The sequence below is a fragment of the Micromonospora sp. CA-111912 genome (genome assembly GCF_050948415.1).
Classification (GTDB): domain Bacteria; phylum Actinomycetota; class Actinomycetes; order Mycobacteriales; family Micromonosporaceae; genus Micromonospora.
Window position 1 is genome coordinate 395,348 of sequence record NZ_CP192007.1, and the last position, 15,120, is coordinate 410,467.

Genomic DNA, 15,120 nt, shown 5'->3' on the forward strand with positions numbered 1-15,120 from the left:
GTGCATGTCGCCTCCTGTGTGGACGATTAAATCGTTGAGAAGATGCCCTTCCTTCTACTCCAGCGGGGTGGGAAGGGGGGCCGTGTGCAGCACTGTCAGGCGGGAGACCGCCCGGGTGAGCACCACGTACAGCCGGTGCAGGCCGCGCGGCTCGGCGGCCACGATCGCGGCCGGCTCGACGACCACGACGTGGTCGTACTCCAGGCCCTTGACCAGCGTCGCGGGGACGACGGTGACCCGCGCCGCGGTCTCCACGTCGTCGGCGGTCGCGGTGTCGATCCCCGCGTCGGCCAGCGCCGCGCGCAGCCCGGCCACCGCGTCGTCGGCGGCGATCACGCCGACCGAGCCGTCGTGCGTCAGCGCCGCCCGCACCTCGGCCACCGTCGCCGCCGGCAGGTCGTCCACCGTACGCACGTCCAGCGCGCCGTCGCGGCGCAGCGACTGGGCCGGGGGCACGTCCACCTCCAGCGCCGGCAGCAGCCGGTTGGCGAACGCCACCACGGCGGCGGGAACCCGGAAGCCGATGCTCAGCGGCACCACCACCGCGTCCGGCTTGCCCAGGTGGGCCAGGGACTCCCGCCAGTCGCGGGCGGCCCACGGGGCGGTGCCCTGGGCCAGGTCGCCGAGCAGGGTGATCGACCCGTGCTCGCTGCGCCGGGCGAGGGCCCGGCACTGCATGGGGGACAGGTCCTGCGCCTCGTCGACCACCACGTGCCCGAAGCCGGCGGGGCGCTCCAACAGCCCGGCGGCCTCGTCGACGAGCACCGCGTCGGCGGCCGTCCACTTCGTAGCCTTCGGGGTGCGCGCCGGTTTCGCCCAGGTCAGCAGCGCCTGCTCGGCGTCGGTGAGCACCCCGTCGGCGGCCGTCGCGAGCGCCGCCGGGTCGGCGAGCAGGGAGTGCACCAGCCCCTCCGGGGTGAGCGCCGGCCAGGCCGCGTCCAGGAAGTCGGCGACCGGGCGGCACTTCCCCATCCGGCGCAGCCAGGCGTCGCCCGGCGACTCGGCCCGGCGGGCCTCGGACTGGCGTTGCAGTAGGCCGACCACCCGGGCCCGGACCCGCTCCCGCCCGGTGGCGTACGGCAGCCCCTCCCGGCGGGTCTCCTCGACCAGCCGGTGCAGCGGGTCGAGGCCGATCCGCCAGCGGAACGACCCGTCGGAGACCATGATCGGCTCGGTCGGCGCGGCGATCCGCGACTCGACCGCCCGGCGCAGCACCTCGGCCATTCGCGGATCGTGCTTGAGGATCGCCACCGCCGGGTCCTCGACCGCCCGCACCGGCAGCCGGGCGATCAGGTCCTCCACGGTCGCCTGCTCGACCTCGACCTCGCCGAGCGCCGGCAGCACCGCCGCGATGTACGACAGGAACGCCCGGTTCGGCCCCACGATCAGCACCCCGGAGCGGCGCAGCCGTTCCCGGTGCAGGTAGAGCAGGTACGCCGCCCGGTGCAGGCCGACCGCCGTCTTCCCGGTGCCCGGTGCCCCCTGCACACAGATCGAGTCGGCCAGGTCGGCGCGGACCAGTTCGTCCTGCTCCGGCTGGATGGTGGCGACGATGTCCCGCATCGGCCCGACGCGGGGGCGCTCGATCTCGGCGGTGAGGATGCGGCTGGCCGTGCCCAACTCCTCGCCCCGGTCCAGCCGTTCGTCCTCGAAGCTGGTCAGCGCGCCACGGTCGAAGCCGAAGCGGCGGCGCACGGTGACGCCCTGCGGGTCGCGGGCGCTGGCCCGGTAGAACGCCCGGGACACCGGCGCCCGCCAGTCCAGCACCATGGGCTCGCCGAGGTCGTCGGTGACGTGGCGGCGGCCGATGTGGTGCTCCTCGTCACCGAACGTGAGTCGGCCGAAGAACAGCGGGGTGTCGGGTTGGTCGGCCAGTTCGGCGACGCGGCGGGACAGGGTGCGCCCCAGCATCTCGGCGGTGTACGCGTCGCCGGCGACGTTGTGGCCGGTGGCGAAGAGCGCCTCGGTCCGTTCGCGCATGCGGGCCAGCGCGGCGCGGGACACGTCCAGGTGGGCCCGTTCGGCGGCCAGTTCGGTGTCGAGTGAAACGGGTGCGTGCAGGGTCATCCGACGTACTCCTCGGCGCGGGAAACAAACGCTGCCGCTCGCGTTTCCGGCATTGGGGCCGGCGCGGGGACGTCCGCTGCGGTGTTCGACACCGCGGCCGTCGGCGGGGCGAACAGTCTACGCCCCGTCCGGCTGCCCCGGCAGGCGGTTTACCGGGTTGGGCCGTGGGTTGGCCGGGCCGTCCCGACGCCGGGATCATGGGGTCATGACCGAGGCACGGCCCGAGCGGCAGCAGGTGACGATCAGCGATCCGCAGGTGATGCGGGCGTTGGCCCACCCGGCTCGGCTCGCGATCATGGAACATCTCGCCTCGCTTCCGGCCGGCGCCACCGCCACCGAGTGCGCGGAACTGGTCGGGCTTTCGCCGAGCGCGACCAGCTACCACCTGCGGGCGCTGGCGAAGTTCGGCCTGGTCGAACAGGCGCCGAGCCGGGGGGACGCCCGGGAGCGGGTGTGGCGTTCGTTCAGCCCGTCCTACTACGTGGAGGCGGGCCAGGCGGCAGACTCCGATGCGCGGGCCGCCGAGCGGGCCCTCGTGGAGGCGCACATCGCGCGGGACGCGCAGCGGACCCGGGACTGGATCCGCCGGGCGCCCGAGGAGTCTCCGGAGTGGTACGCCGTCGGCTCGTTCAGCGACAGCGTGCTGCTGCTCACCGCCGAGGAGTTGGGCGCACTCAACGAGGCCGTCCAGGGCCTGCTGGCGCCGTACCGCCGCCGGCTGCGGTCGGACCCGCCGGCGGGGGCGCGCACCGTCGCGGTGCAGTGGCGGGCGGCACCCATCGACTGAGCGGGGCCCGCCGCCCGGTAGGGGATTGCCAGCGGCAAGTGTGAAGGATTATTTTCGAAGCATGGCCTTCGCATCTGACCGGTCGCGCTGGTCCGACGTCTGGCTCGCCACCGTCGCCCGGGGCGTCTCCAGCTGTGGGGACTTCCTCGCGGCGAGCGCCCTCACCCTTGCCCTGCAGTCCGCGGGGGCCGGCGGTGCCGCCGTGTCGGGGCTGCTGATCGCGGCGACCCTGCCGCTGGTCGCGCTCGCCCCGCTGACCGGGCGGCTCGCCGACCGGGTGAACTCCCGCACCCTGCTGGTGGGGGCCGGCCTGGCCCAGGCCGCGATCTGCCTCGCCCTCGCGTACACCCGGCACCCGGCCCTGGTGATCGGCTTGGTGGCACTGCTCGCGGCCGGCCTCGCGGTCACCCAGCCGGTGCTCTCCGCGCTGGTGCCGACGATGGTGCGGCCGGCCGACCTGCCCCGGGCCAGCGCCCTCAACCAGACCGCCGGCACCCTCGGCGCGCTCGCCGGCCCCGCGCTGGCCGGTCTGCTGGTCGGCGGGTTCGGCCTCCGCCTGCCGTTGCTCGTGGACGCTGCCAGCTACCTCGTCCTGGTCGCCGCCGGCCTGCTGATCCGGACGCGCCGGGGCGGCGCCCGGTCTGCCGCCCGGGTGAAGCCTGGGTCAGGGCCGCAGCCCGGTGCAGAGCTGCAGCCCGGGGCAGGGCCGACGCCCGGGGCAGAGCCGACGATCGGGGCAGGGCCGACGCCCGGGGTGGAGCCGGCGATCGGGTCTGGGCCGACGCCCGGGGTGGAGCCGGCGACGCACGGGGCCGGGCCGACCGCAGGGGCGGGGCCGACCGCAGGGGACTGGCGGCTGCGCCGGGACCGGCTGCTCGTCGCGATGGTGGCCTCGCTCGCCGGGGTGATCGGCGCGGTGGGGGCGATCAACGTGGTCGAGGTGTTCTTCATCCGGGAGACGCTGGGCAGCTCCACCACGGTCTACGGGCTGGTCACCGGGTCCTGGACGCTCGGCATCGTGCTGGGTGCCTGGGCGCTCGCCCCGCTGGTCCGCCGGCTCACCGACGACGGCCGGCTGCTCGGCACGGGCCTGCTCCTGCTCGGCGGCAGCTGCGTCGCGGTGCTGGTCTCCGCCGCGGTGCCGTCGGCGTGGCTGCTGGTGCCGGTCTGGCTGCTCGGCGGGGTGGCCAACGGCGGGGACAACGTCCTGAACAACGTGCTGCTGGCGCGTCGGGTGCCGCAGGTCGCGCTGGGCCGGGCGTACGCCGTGTTCGGGGCGGCCACCCAGGGTGCCTCGATGGTCGGGTTCGCGGCGGGCGGCCTGCTGCTGGAGCTGGCCGAGCCCCGACCGCTGGTGGCGGCGTGCGGCCTCGCGGGGACGCTGGCGGTCGGGGCGTTCGCCGTCCCGGTCGCCCGGGCAGCTCGCGCGGAGCGTGTCGCCGCCCGGCGGGGCGGGGCGGTCCCGGGGCCGGATGCGGAATTGGCCACTTCGAGAGCCGCCCGCTGAGCCCCGGACGGGCCCCGGGGATACGGTCGCATCATGGCTGACCGCATCGCTCGCCCCCGCGTCGGACACATCCAGTTCCTGAACTGCCTGCCGATCTACTGGGGTCTGATGCGCTCCGGTGCCCTGATCGACGTCGACCTGCACAAGGACTCGCCGGACCGGCTCAGCGCCGCGCTCGTCGCCGGAGACCTGGACATCGGGCCGATCTCGCACGTCGAGTACCTGCGCCACGCCGACGAACTGCTGCTGCTGCCCGGCCTCGCGGTGGGCAGCGACGGCCCGGTGCTCTCGGTCAACGTGGTGTCGACCCGGCCGCTGGCCGAGCTGGACGGCGGTCGGGTGGCCCTCGGCTCGACCTCCCGCACGGGCGTGCTGCTGGCCCGGCTGCTGCTCGGCGAGCGGTACGGCGTAAACCCCGAGTACTTCCGCTGCCCGCCCGACCTGACCCAGATGCTGCTGGAGGCGGACGCCGGGGTGCTGATCGGCGACGTGGCGCTGCGGGCGCTCTACGAGGCGCCCCGGCGCGGCCTGGAGGTCACCGACCTCGGCCAGGCCTGGCGGGACTGGACCGGCCTGCCGATGGTCTTCGCCGTCTGGGCGGTACGCCGGGACTTCGCCGCCGCCCACCCCGGCCTGGTGAAGGAGGTGCACGAGGCGTTCCTGCGCTCGCGTGACCTCTGCCTCGCCGAGCTGGACCAGGTCGCCGAGGCCGCCGCCCGCTGGGAGCCGTTCGACGCCGAGACCCTGGCCACGTACTTCCGGGCGCTGGACTTCTCGCTCGGCGAGCGGCAGGTGGCCGGGCTGCGGGAGTTCGCCCGCCGGGCGGCCGAGATCGGCGAGGCCCCGCCCCTGCCCGAGGGTGGCCCGGAGTTCTTCGCCGGCTGACGGCGCGGCGAATGTACGTGCGCGGCCTGTGCACGTGCGCGGCCTGTGCGCGGGGCGGCCTGTGCACGTGCGCGGGCGCGGCCTGTGCGCGGGCGCGGCTGGCTCGGGCCAGCTCGGGCCGCCCTGGGCCGGCTGACCTCCCCCTGTTGCCGCCTATGGAGCTGCCCCGTTCGTGCTACCGCCGCCCGAGGGAGCCGAGGCTGCGCTCGTCGAGGCCGCCCTGCCCCGGTAGCGCAGACGGGGCAGCTCCATAGGCAGCGCCCCGAGCACCACCCTGTGGTCCGGCCGCGACGGGGCCGAGGGGCCGCCGTCAGGTGGTCGAGCGCAGCACCGCCTCGGTAATCTTCTGGCAGTTCTTCATGCCGTACTCGTAGCCCATGTTGATCGGGTAGCGGACCATCACGCCCATCGTCCAGTTGTCGCCGATGGCCAGGCAGTTGATGTGCATCTCCTGCTCCTTGGTCCGGTCGATCCAGCCGTTCTTGATGGCGATCTTCTTCCGTTCCGTCTCCGGGAACGCCTTGCGGATGCCGAAGTCACCGGCACCTCGGACGAGCCGCATCTCGTTGACCAGCCACTTCGTCCACTTCGGGCCGGCCGCGCGACCGTCGGAGATGCACGCGCCGAGTCGCGCGGTGTCCCGGGGGGAGAGGGCGGTCCGGCTCCAACCCCCGTCGGCCGCGACGCTGCTGTCGGTGGTCTTGCAGATGGAGATCAGCCGCTTGATCGACGCGGACCGGCCGACGGAGTTGTAGAACTGCTCGGCCCGGGTGTTGTCGCTGTCCCGGATGATCCGGGTGGCGTCGGCGAGCTTCGCGTCGCTCGGCGTCTGCCCGTCCTCGTCGGCCCGGCGCAGGTAGTCGGCGACGATCCAGGCCTTGATCAGCGACGCGGTGGTGTTGGTCTCGTCCATGTTCTTCGAACCGATGATCTTCCCGGTCCGGGTGTCCAGCACGCTCCAGGCGTACCAGCCCTCGATGTCGAGGTCGATCTGCTTGTCGGCGAACGGCAGCGGCTCCAGCGACGGCGACGGCGACGGGCTGGTGGTGGGGCTGGGGCGCGAGCTGCGGTCCGGCGGGGCGGTAGCCGCGCGGTCGACCGGGGCGGACGGGTCACCCCACTTGGCGGTGGCGGCCGAGGCCAGCGGGGAACCGGGCAGCAGCCGCAGCGACACCAGCACCAGCCCGATCAGGACGACGGCGACCACGATCAGCCGCAGCGGAGAGGCGTCCCCGTCGCGGGCCCGGCGGCTGCCCGCCATCAGAGCTTGCCGATCGGCTGCTGCGGCACCTTGAGCGCGGCGCCCGGCTGCGGGGTGACCAGCTGGGTCGCCACGCCGGCGCAGACCTTCGCGCCGTAGGGCAGACCGCTCTTCTGCGGGTAGCGCAGCATGACGGCGAGGCTCCACTTCTCGGTGACCGTGAGGCAGTTGACGTGCCAGTTCCCGTCGTAGTTCAACGGCGTCCAGCCGTTTTTGATGCTGACCGGGCCCTGCGCCTTGATCTCGGCGGGCAGGCCGTCGACGATTCCCCACTTGCCGCCGCCGGACTTGAGCTGCTGCTCCTTGACGCTGCCGCGGACCTTGCCCATCTCGTCGAGCACCCACTTGGTCCACTTCGGCCCGGCCGCCTTGCCGTTGGCGATGCAGTCGCCGAGCCGGACGGCGTCCCGGGGGGACATCCGGGTGAAGCTCCAGTAGCCCTCGTACCCGGAGACGTTGCCGCGCTTGGTGTCGGTGAGGCCGCAGATGCTGATGGCCCGCTTGATCACCGGGTTCGGCTGGCCGTTCGGATACACCTTGTACGAGCCGCCCGCCGCGCGGTGGACGGCGTTCGCCGCGTCGTCGTTGCTGTCCCGGATGGCCAGGCTCGCCTGCTTCTTCAGCGTGGCGGAGGGCTCCTTGTCGCCGAGCTGCCGCAGATAGTCGGCGACGATCCAGGCCTTGATCATCGACTCGGTCGAGTTGGTCGAGGCCAGGTTCTTCGAGCCGGAGATCGTGCCGGTGGTCCGGTCCATCAGCGCCCAGGAGAAGAACTCACCGGAGAAGTTCATCGAGACCGGGCCTGCGGCCAGGGTCGGCGGCGGCGGGGCGGTCGGCTCGGGGGCCGCCACGCTCTGCGCGCCCCCGCCTGATCCGCCGGTGTCGTCGTCGGAGAACTGGGCGTAAGCGGCGGGAACCAGCATGGCGCTGCCGAGGAGGACCGCCACGACGGCGAGCACCATGGCCACGCGAGGTCGGACGGCGAGCACCATGGCCACGCGAGGTCGCATGAGTGGATGAGCTCCAGATGTCAGGGCCGGGGGGCCCGGTCGTTTTCCGAAAGGGTCGGCGTGATCGCCGAGGCCGGGGGAAGCGGCCTCCGTCTGGCGCTGGCAATCGTCGGCAGCCGATCGGTGTGACCGGCAAAGTCTACGTCCGGACGGCCCTGATGCCAGGATCCGACGCCTGTCGGGTTGCTATGAAGGCGGGATAATGGCCCCCTTTGTCGTTCTTGGCGGCTTTCACCTTTGTTTAGTGACCCATGTCATAGCCCTGATTCGACCTGCGCCGACACCGAAAGTGACAGTCCGTGACGGAAGGTGTCTTCGGAAACCTATGACACCCTCTGGTGTCAGAAGTTGCGAGCTGTAACACTTGCTGTCATGTATGGCAACGACTTCCCCGCCCCGGACGACGCGCCCGGCGGCAGCCTGCTCGGCGAGGTGGAGGCGGCGGAGGCGGCGCTGCGGGAGGCGGCGGCCCGGCGGCGCGGTGGCGCCCCCGGCCCGGACACCGACCTGGAGGCGTACTTCGCCGACGTGATCGACGCCGATCAGAAGATCGAGCCCCGCGACTGGATGCCTGAGGCGTACCGGAAGACGCTGATCCGGCAGATCGCCCAGCACGCACACTCCGAGATCATCGGGATGCAGCCGGAGGGGAACTGGATCAGCCGGGCGCCCTCGCTCAAGCGCAAGGCGATCCTGCTTGCCAAGGTGCAGGACGAGGCCGGGCACGGCCTCTACCTGTACGCCGCCGCGGAGACCCTCGGCATCAGCCGGGACGAGCTGGTGCGGCTCCTCCTCGACGGGCGGCAGAAGTACAGCTCGATCTTCAACTACCCGACCCTGACCTGGGCGGACGTGGGCGTGGTCGGCTGGCTGGTGGACGGCGCGGCGATCGTCAACCAGGTCCCGCTCTGCCGCTGCTCCTACGGGCCGTACGCCCGCGCGATGATCCGGGTCTGCAAGGAGGAGTCGTTCCACCAGCGGCAGGGCTACGAGATCCTGCACATCCTGGCCCACGGCACCCCCGACCAAAGGGCGATGGCGCAGGACGCGGTCGACCGCTGGTGGTACCCGTCGCTGGCCATGTTCGGCCCGCCGGACGGCGACTCCACCCACTCCGCGCAGTCGATGGCGTGGAAGATCAAGCGGTTCTCCAACGACGAACTGCGGCAGCGCTTCGTCGACATGTGCGTGCAGCAGGCCGAGATCCTCGGTCTCACCCTGCCCGACCCCGCCCTGCGCTGGAACGACGAGCGGCAGGCGTACGACTACACCCAGCCCGACTACGACGAGCTGATGCGGGTGATCAAGGGCCAGGGGCCGTGCAACCGGCAGCGGATGGAGCACCGCCGCCACGCCCACGCCGACGGTGCCTGGGTGCGCGAGGCTGCCACGGCGTACGCCGCCAAGCAGGCGGAGAAGAAGGAGAAGGTAGCCGCATGACCGAGCAGTCCCCGCTCTGGGAGGTGTTCGTGCGGGCCCGGCGCGGGCTGTCGCACACCCACGTCGGCAGCCTGCACGCCCCCGACGCCGAACTGGCCCTGCGCAACGCCCGGGACCTCTACACCCGCCGCCAGGAGGGCGTCTCGATCTGGGTGGTGCCGGCCGGCGCGATCACCGCGTCCAGCCCGGACGAGAAGGACGCCTTCTTCGACCCGGCGGCCGACAAGGTCTACCGCCACCCCACCTTCTACGAGGTCCCGGACGGGGTGGCCCACCTGTGAACGGCCCCTTCGACTTCGCCCTCGCCCTCGGCGACGACGCGCTGGTCGCCGCGCAACGGCTCGGGGAGTGGACCACCCGTGCCCCCGAGATGGAGGAGGACATCGCGCTGGCCAACATCGCCCTCGACCAGCTCGGCGCGGCCCGACTGCTGCTCACGTACGCGGGCGAGCTGGAGAGCGCCGGCCGGGACGAGGACGCGCTGGCGTACCTGCGCGACGACCGGGAGTTCCGCAACTGCCTGCTGGTCGAGCTGCCCAACGGCGACTTCGCGGTGACCGTGGCGAAGCTGTTCTTCCTGTCGGCGTACCAGCTCCCGCTGTACGCCGCGCTGGCCGGCTGCGCCGACGAGCGGCTCGCCGCGATCGGGGCCAAGACGCGCAAGGAGTCCGCTTACCACCTCGACCACGCCTCGCTCTGGGTGCGGCGGCTCGGCGACGGCACCGCCGAGTCGCACCGCCGGATGCAGGCCGCCGTCGACCAGGTGTGGCCGTACGTCCACGAGCTGTTCGCGCCGTTCCCGGGCGCGCCGGTCGACCCGACCACCCTGCGCGCGGCGTTCGACGCCGCCGTCGACCCGGTGCTCGCCGAGGCCACGCTGGCCCGGCCAGCGGACGGCTGGGCGCCGGCCGGCGGGCGGGACGGCCTGCACACCGAGCACCTGTCGTACCTGCTCACCGAGATGCAGGTGCTGCACCGCGCCCACCCGGGGGCGAAATGGTAGGTCCGAGGGATGTCGTGGCGGCGGTGGTGGACCCGGAGATCCGGGTGATCACCATCGACGAGCTGGGCATCCTGCGGGCGGTCGACGAGGACCCGGCCACCGGCCGGGTGGCCGTGACCATCACCCCCACCTACACCGGCTGCCCGGCGATGGACGTGATCCGCGCCGACATCCGCCGGGCGCTCGCCGCCGCCGGCCACCCCGACGCCGAGGTCCGCACGGTCTACAGCCCGGCGTGGAGCACCGACTGGATCTCCGAGACCGGTCGGGCGAAGCTCGCCGACGCCGGCATCGCGCCGCCCTCCCCGGTCCGGTCCGGCACGGTCGTGCCGCTGACCCTCGCCGTCCGCTGCCCGCGCTGCGGCTCCCCGGAGACCGAGCAGATCAGCCGGTTCGGCTCCACCGCCTGCAAGGCGCTCTGGCGCTGCCGTTCCTGCTCCGAACCCTTCGACCACCTGAAGGCGCTGTGACTGTCACGATCACCCGCCCGGTCCGTCGCCGGCCGGTCTTCCACCCGCTTCCCGTCGCCGCCGTCGACCGGCTCACCGCCGACGCCGTGGCGGTCACCTTCGCCGTGCCCGAGGAGCTTCGAGAGACCTTCGCGTTCCGCGCCGGCCAGCACCTCACCGTGCGGCTTCCCGCCGGAGGCGGGCTCACCGGCTCCGCCGGTGCTGACGGGGAGGACGTGCGGCGGTCGTACTCGATCTGCTCGACGCCCGACGACCTGGCCCGGCACGGCCGGCTGCGGATCGGGGTGCGGGAGATCCCCGGCGGCGCGTTCTCCGTGTACGCCTGCGGCGCCCTGCGCGGCGGCGACACCGTCGAGGTGCTGCCCCCGCTCGGGCACTTCACCACGGCGTTCGCGCCGGACCGGGCCCGCCGCTACGGCGCGGTGGTCGCCGGCTCCGGCATCACCCCGGTGCTCGCGCTGGTCGCCACCGCCCTGGCCGTCGAGCCGGCCAGCACCTTCACCCTGGTGTACGGCAACCGCTCGGCGAACTCGGTGATGTTCGCCGAGGAACTGGCGGACCTGAAGGACCGGTACCCGACCCGGCTGCACCTGGTGCACGTGCTCTCCCGCGAGCGGGGCGAGTCGCCGCTGCTGTCGGGCCGGATCGACGCCGGGCGGCTGGGTTGGCTGCTGGAGACCATCGTGCCCGGCGACGCGATCGAGGAGTGGTTCCTCTGCGGCCCGTACGGGATGGTGGTCGACGCGAAGGCGGTGCTGGCGGAGCGCGGCGTGTCGGAGTCGGCGGTGCACACGGAGTTGTTCCACGTCGCCGAGGCCCCCGCGCCGCCGCGCCGCCCGGCCGACCAGCCCGGTGCCGGGGCGGAGGTGACGATCGTGCTGGACGGCCGGTCGTCGTCCTTCACGATGGGTCGTGAGGAGCGGGTCCTCGATGCGGCGCTGCGGGTGCGCGCCGAGCTGCCGTACGCGTGCAAGGGCGGGGTCTGCTCGACGTGCCGGGCGAAGGTCGTCGACGGCGAGGTGACGATGGCCCGCAACTACGCCCTGGAGCCGGACGAGGTGGCGGCCGGATACGTCCTGACCTGCCAGTCCAGCCCGGTCACGGACACGCTCACGGTCGACTACGACGCCTGACGGCCTCGCCGTACGGCCGGTGTAGAACTTTTTGTTCTACACTGCTACTCATGGAGCAGATCGCTGTCCGCGAACTCAACCAGCACACCAGCCGGGTGCTGGCGCGCGTGCGGGCCGGTGAGACCGTCGAGGTGACCGATCGGGGTCAGCCGGTGGCCCGGTTGGTGCCCGTCGTTGCCGGGGATGCCATGCTTGGTCGCCTCGTGGCGGAGGGGCGGGCCGTGGCTCCCACCTCGACCGGGCCGGTGCCGCTCCCACCGGTGCTGGGAGACCCGGGTGTCGATGTCGCGGCAGCCCTCGTCGAGGCCCGCGACGAGGAGCGCTGGTGATCTACCTCGACTCGGCGGCGATCATCAAACTCCTTCGTCGCGAGGCGGAGACCGAGGAACTGGTCGGCTGGCTCAACGACCGCACCGGCATGTCCCTGGTCGCCTCGGTACTGGTAGAGGTCGAGGTGCCGAGAGCCCTGCGTCGCTCGGCCCCCCAGGCGCTGGTGGGCGTGCCCGCCGCGCTCTCCCGGCTCTACCGGGTGGAGATTGACGCCACTGTCAGATCGATGGCCGGCTCGTACGCCGATCCACTGCTTCGCAGCCTCGACGCGATCCACCTCGCCACGGCGCAGCTTCTCGCCGGGGACGCCGGAAGCGACTTCGCCGCCTTCGTCACGTACGACCGACGGCTGCTGGGCCTGGCCAAAGGGGTCGGCCTCCCCATCGCCAGCCCCGGGGCCGAATAGGCCACCTGCTCCTCCGGCACGGCCTGTCAGGACGGTACCGGTCCGGGACGGTCAGCGCCGGTACGGGTCGGTGATCTCTCTCGGCCGGCGTGCGGGAGCGGCGAGTTCGCGCAGCGTGGCCGACGCGACGTAGTACCTGCCACGGGTCTGACCGTGTTGTTGGAGGAATCCGGCCCGCACCAGGGCACGAAGGTCACGAACGGCCTGGTCGTCCGTGAGAGCCTCGTCGCGCTGGTAGACGGTCCGGCGGACCCTGCCGCCGGTCGCCGCGAGGTGCAGGGCGCTGACCACACGCTCGGGAAGCCCGCCCTGGCGCACCCGGTCGTCGAGAATTTCCCACAGGCGGGCGGCCTGGTCGAGGCGCTGCCGGACCAACTGCGCCTGCTGGTGGTGGGCGCTCAGGCAGAATCGGATCCACGGGCCGGTGTCGTTCGCCGGTCGCCAGCTCGGGCCGCCCACCTCGGCCAGCACGTCGTAGTAGGCGTAGGTGTTCCGACCGGCACCCAGCCACTCCTCGATCGAGGAGAACTCAGGTGCGAGGACGCCGTCGCGGGCGAGGACCAGAGTGTGCAGGCACCGCGACATGCGTCCGTTCCCGTCGCGCCATGGATGGATCTTGACCAGGTTCAGGTGCGCCATCGACGCACGAACGAGGAGCGGGCTGTCGGGCTCCCCATCGGCGAGCCAGTCGACCAGCTCGGAGACCAGGGCCGGGACTTCGTCGGCATCCGGCCCCGTGTAGACGCGCCGGCCGGTGTGGGATTCGTCGACGTAGATGTCGCCGGGTCGGTACCGCCCCGGCCACTTGGCCAGCTCATGCCGCATCATCATGAAGTGCAGGGCGTTGAGGAGCATGTGGTGCCAGGCGAACTCCCGGGAATGGCCCAGTTGCTGCACGTAGGTGAGAGCGTCCCGGTATCCGGTGATGACGTCCCAGGTGCCCGGACTGGTTTCCATCGGATCTTCCCCGGTCACCGCAGCGACGGCGTCGTCCAGTCCGACCTGGTAGCCCTCGATTGAGTTCGACCCCTGGATCGCGTGGGCGATCAGGGACCTGCGCAGGTGCCCGCTCCACCGGCGTGGCTCGGCGACCTGGTATCGAAGGGCCTCCCGCATCGTCTCCAGCTCGGCGAGGACGCGCTCGTCCTCGCTCGTCAGCCTGGGTGTCAAGTACAGCATGCCCAAATCATATAAGAATTCAGGCATATTGCCGAAATCATTTAGGCAACTCAGGTCGACGGCGGTCGGTCGCCGTGGCGGACGTGGGCGGTCCAGTAGGTCAGGTCGGACTGGTGTTCCGCGAGGACGACCGGCTCGCCGCAGGACTCCTCGATCAGCCTGACCGCCTCGTCCAGGTGCGCCGGGTTGTGGTCCCAGTCGCCGTCGCGGAACATCTGGAGCCCGACCTCGCCCCGGTCGTCGCCGAGCGCCTCCGCGGCCTCCGGCGGCACCAGCACGACGGTGTGCCGCGCCGCCTCCCGCTCCGCCTCGGACGGCTGCGGCTCTTCGGTGCGCCCTCGCCGCCGGAAGCGTTCGATGACCGACGGAATCGGCCCCGGGGAGTCCGCCGGGTCGTACGGCTGGAGCCAGGCGGGCTGGTGGGGCTTGCGGATCTCCGATGTCACGGCGACCTCCGATCGATTACAACCAGTTGCAGCAATGTTGCTGGTGATGGTTGTGCAACGACGAGATCAAGTCAATACTCAGCGTGGCGGCATCGTCACCGTGTCGGCGATGGTCCTGCGTTGAGTGGAGGTAACGGATGCCTGTGGCGAACCAGCCGACCGTCGTCGGTCGGGGTCTCGGTGGCGAGTTGCGGGAGCTGCGGCAGGCCCGCAAGCTGGCCCAACGCCGGGTGGCGATGCGGCTCGGCTGGCAGCCGTCGAAGTTGTCCCGGATGGAGACGGGCATCCAGGGCATCCGCGTCGAGGACGTGGCCTCGCTGCTGGTCGTCTACGGCGTGACCGGCGACGAGCGCAAGCGGCTGCTCGGGATGGCGGAGCGGTCCGCCGAGTCCGGCTGGTGGGAGCAGATCGGCGGGCTCTCCGAGGAATCCCGGACGCTGATCCGGCTGGAGGCGGAGGCGAGCGGAATCGTCAACTGGGAGCCGCTGCTGATCCCGGGCCTGTTGCAGACCCCGGACTACACCAAGGCGGTGATGCGCGGGTGCGGGGTGCCGGAGGGCGAGGCGCAGGCCCGGGTGGCCGCCCGGCTCGGCCGGCAGGCCGTCCTCAGCCGCGCCGAGCCGCCCCGGCTGCACGCCCTGCTCGACGAGGCGGTGTTGCGCCGGGTGCTCGGCGACCGGCGGGTGATGGCCCGGCAACTGCGGCACCTGGCGGAGGCGGCCGAGCGGCCGCACGTCACGCTGCGGGTGGTGCCGCTGGCGGTCGGCGCGCACACCGGGCTCGACGGCTCCTTCGCGCTGCTGGACTTCCCCCGCAACCGGTCCGTGGTCTACCTCGACCACAAGCTCTCCGGGTTGTTCCTGGAGGAGGCGCCGCAGGTCTCGTACTTCCGGGGCGAGGCGGATAGGCTGGCGCAAATGGCGCTGGGCCCCGCCGAGTCGGCGCGGCTCGTTGCGCGGGTGGCAACGGAGCACGAACGGGAGTGAGCCGTCGATGATCATTGCCGAGCTGTCGGGCGCGGTCTGGCGCAAGTCGAGCCGCAGCGGATCGAACGCCAACTGCGTCGAGGTCGCGGAACTGACCCGCGCGGTCGCCGTACGCGACTCGAAGGACCCGGCCGGGCCGGTGCTGGCCTTCGACCCCCCGTCCTGGGCCGCCTTTGTCGCCGGTCTGTCGGTACGTCTTCACGGGTGAGC

17 protein-coding genes are annotated in these 15,120 nt (G+C 72.4%); 12 read left to right on the top strand and 5 right to left on the bottom strand.

Annotated elements, in window-relative coordinates; all coding sequences use genetic code 11:
• Positions 1-54 precede the first annotated feature (54 nt).
• Positions 55-2,067: a HelD family protein gene (locus ACQPZO_RS01890; RefSeq protein ID WP_433346462.1), complete on the bottom strand. Its 2,013-nt coding sequence runs from the start codon at positions 2,065-2,067 to the stop codon at positions 55-57.
• Positions 2,068-2,272: 205 nt separating this feature from the next.
• Between ACQPZO_RS01890 and ACQPZO_RS01895 the strand changes: the two genes are divergently transcribed.
• The 3 genes from ACQPZO_RS01895 (at position 2,273) to ACQPZO_RS01905 (ending at position 5,246) form a co-directional block, all read left to right on the top strand.
• Positions 2,273-2,854 carry an ArsR/SmtB family transcription factor gene (locus ACQPZO_RS01895; RefSeq protein ID WP_433346464.1) on the top strand — a complete coding sequence of 194 codons (582 nt, stop codon included), beginning with the start codon at positions 2,273-2,275 and terminating at the stop codon, positions 2,852-2,854.
• Between the two features lie 61 nt (positions 2,855-2,915).
• Positions 2,916-4,361 (top strand): MFS transporter, encoded by a 1,446-nt coding sequence (locus tag ACQPZO_RS01900; RefSeq protein WP_433346466.1) that lies wholly within the window; start codon positions 2,916-2,918, stop codon positions 4,359-4,361.
• Positions 4,362-4,394: 33 nt separating this feature from the next.
• Positions 4,395-5,246, top strand: coding sequence for a menaquinone biosynthetic enzyme MqnA/MqnD family protein (locus tag ACQPZO_RS01905; protein ID WP_433346468.1), 852 nt, complete (start codon positions 4,395-4,397; stop codon positions 5,244-5,246).
• 310 nt (positions 5,247-5,556) lie between these two features.
• Here the strand turns inward: ACQPZO_RS01905 and ACQPZO_RS01910 are convergent, their stop codons facing one another.
• Together ACQPZO_RS01910 and ACQPZO_RS01915 are read right to left on the bottom strand one after the other, a co-directional pair.
• Positions 5,557-6,507, bottom strand: coding sequence for a hypothetical protein (locus ACQPZO_RS01910; protein ID WP_433346470.1), 951 nt, complete (start codon positions 6,505-6,507; stop codon positions 5,557-5,559).
• Entirely contained in the window at positions 6,507-7,517 is a 1,011-nt protein-coding gene (locus tag ACQPZO_RS01915; RefSeq protein ID WP_433346472.1) for a hypothetical protein, read from the bottom strand. Before ACQPZO_RS01915 ends, ACQPZO_RS01910 begins: the two co-directional genes overlap by 1 nt.
• 372 nt (positions 7,518-7,889) lie before the next feature.
• Here ACQPZO_RS01915 and paaA point away from each other — a divergent pair, with 372 nt between their 5' ends.
• The 7 genes from paaA to ACQPZO_RS01950 are packed head-to-tail and all read left to right on the top strand — an operon-like array spanning position 7,890 to position 12,299.
• Entirely contained in the window at positions 7,890-8,957 is a 1,068-nt protein-coding gene (paaA, locus tag ACQPZO_RS01920) for a 1,2-phenylacetyl-CoA epoxidase subunit PaaA (RefSeq protein WP_433346474.1), read from the top strand.
• Positions 8,954-9,238, top strand: a complete 285-nt coding sequence (gene paaB, locus ACQPZO_RS01925; RefSeq protein WP_091081942.1) for a 1,2-phenylacetyl-CoA epoxidase subunit PaaB — start codon at positions 8,954-8,956, stop codon at positions 9,236-9,238. Before paaA ends, paaB begins: the two co-directional genes overlap by 4 nt.
• Complete coding sequence (paaC, locus tag ACQPZO_RS01930; RefSeq protein ID WP_433346476.1) at positions 9,235-9,960, top strand: 1,2-phenylacetyl-CoA epoxidase subunit PaaC; 726 nt, start codon at positions 9,235-9,237, stop codon at positions 9,958-9,960. The genes paaB and paaC overlap by 4 nt, the downstream gene beginning before the upstream one ends.
• Positions 9,954-10,430, top strand: a complete 477-nt coding sequence (gene paaD / locus ACQPZO_RS01935; RefSeq protein ID WP_433346478.1) for a 1,2-phenylacetyl-CoA epoxidase subunit PaaD — start codon at positions 9,954-9,956, stop codon at positions 10,428-10,430. Before paaC ends, paaD begins: the two co-directional genes overlap by 7 nt.
• Positions 10,427-11,563, top strand: a complete 1,137-nt coding sequence (gene paaE / locus ACQPZO_RS01940; protein WP_433346480.1) for a 1,2-phenylacetyl-CoA epoxidase subunit PaaE — start codon at positions 10,427-10,429, stop codon at positions 11,561-11,563. Before paaD ends, paaE begins: the two co-directional genes overlap by 4 nt.
• A gap of 50 nt (positions 11,564-11,613) precedes the next feature.
• Positions 11,614-11,892 carry a type II toxin-antitoxin system Phd/YefM family antitoxin gene (locus ACQPZO_RS01945; protein ID WP_433346482.1) on the top strand — a complete coding sequence of 93 codons (279 nt, stop codon included), beginning with the start codon at positions 11,614-11,616 and terminating at the stop codon, positions 11,890-11,892.
• Positions 11,889-12,299 (top strand): type II toxin-antitoxin system VapC family toxin, encoded by a 411-nt coding sequence (locus ACQPZO_RS01950; RefSeq protein WP_433346484.1) that lies wholly within the window; start codon positions 11,889-11,891, stop codon positions 12,297-12,299. Before ACQPZO_RS01945 ends, ACQPZO_RS01950 begins: the two co-directional genes overlap by 4 nt.
• A gap of 51 nt (positions 12,300-12,350) precedes the next feature.
• On the opposite strand, the gene ACQPZO_RS01955 is transcribed toward ACQPZO_RS01950, so the two are convergent.
• Entirely contained in the window at positions 12,351-13,478 is a 1,128-nt protein-coding gene (locus tag ACQPZO_RS01955; RefSeq protein WP_433346486.1) for a Fic family protein, read from the bottom strand.
• Positions 13,479-13,528: 50 nt separating this feature from the next.
• The gene (locus ACQPZO_RS01960; RefSeq protein ID WP_433346487.1) at positions 13,529-13,924 is read right to left on the bottom strand and encodes a hypothetical protein; all 396 of its coding nucleotides are present in this window, start codon (positions 13,922-13,924) and stop codon (positions 13,529-13,531) included.
• A gap of 137 nt (positions 13,925-14,061) precedes the next feature.
• On the opposite strand from ACQPZO_RS01960, the gene ACQPZO_RS01965 reads away from it, so the two are divergent.
• Both ACQPZO_RS01965 and ACQPZO_RS01970 read left to right on the top strand, forming a co-directional pair.
• The gene (locus ACQPZO_RS01965) at positions 14,062-14,910 is read left to right on the top strand and encodes a helix-turn-helix domain-containing protein (RefSeq protein WP_433346489.1); all 849 of its coding nucleotides are present in this window, start codon (positions 14,062-14,064) and stop codon (positions 14,908-14,910) included.
• A 7-nt stretch (positions 14,911-14,917) separates the two neighbouring features.
• Positions 14,918-15,118, top strand: a complete 201-nt coding sequence (locus ACQPZO_RS01970) for a DUF397 domain-containing protein (protein ID WP_433346491.1) — start codon at positions 14,918-14,920, stop codon at positions 15,116-15,118.
• The last annotated feature ends 2 nt before the right edge of the window (positions 15,119-15,120 follow it).

Bases quoted from the DNA above. Each gene is read 5' to 3' on its own strand.
- ACQPZO_RS01890 (WP_433346462.1), bottom strand. From the start codon at position 2,067: ATGACCCTGCACGCACCCGTTTCACTCGACACCGAACTGGCCGCCGAA.
- ACQPZO_RS01895 (WP_433346464.1), top strand. From the start codon at position 2,273: ATGACCGAGGCACGGCCCGAGCGGCAGCAGGTGACGATCAGCGATCCG.
- ACQPZO_RS01900 (WP_433346466.1), top strand. From the start codon at position 2,916: ATGGCCTTCGCATCTGACCGGTCGCGCTGGTCCGACGTCTGGCTCGCC.
- ACQPZO_RS01905 (WP_433346468.1), top strand. From the start codon at position 4,395: ATGGCTGACCGCATCGCTCGCCCCCGCGTCGGACACATCCAGTTCCTG.
- ACQPZO_RS01910 (WP_433346470.1), bottom strand. From the start codon at position 6,507: ATGGCGGGCAGCCGCCGGGCCCGCGACGGGGACGCCTCTCCGCTGCGG.
- ACQPZO_RS01915 (WP_433346472.1), bottom strand. From the start codon at position 7,517: ATGCGACCTCGCGTGGCCATGGTGCTCGCCGTCCGACCTCGCGTGGCC.
- paaA (WP_433346474.1), top strand. From the start codon at position 7,890: ATGTATGGCAACGACTTCCCCGCCCCGGACGACGCGCCCGGCGGCAGC.
- paaB (WP_091081942.1), top strand. From the start codon at position 8,954: ATGACCGAGCAGTCCCCGCTCTGGGAGGTGTTCGTGCGGGCCCGGCGC.
- paaD (WP_433346478.1), top strand. From the start codon at position 9,954: ATGGTAGGTCCGAGGGATGTCGTGGCGGCGGTGGTGGACCCGGAGATC.
- ACQPZO_RS01945 (WP_433346482.1), top strand. From the start codon at position 11,614: ATGGAGCAGATCGCTGTCCGCGAACTCAACCAGCACACCAGCCGGGTG.
- ACQPZO_RS01955 (WP_433346486.1), bottom strand. From the start codon at position 13,478: ATGCTGTACTTGACACCCAGGCTGACGAGCGAGGACGAGCGCGTCCTC.
- ACQPZO_RS01965 (WP_433346489.1), top strand. From the start codon at position 14,062: ATGCCTGTGGCGAACCAGCCGACCGTCGTCGGTCGGGGTCTCGGTGGC.
- ACQPZO_RS01970 (WP_433346491.1), top strand. From the start codon at position 14,918: ATGATCATTGCCGAGCTGTCGGGCGCGGTCTGGCGCAAGTCGAGCCGC.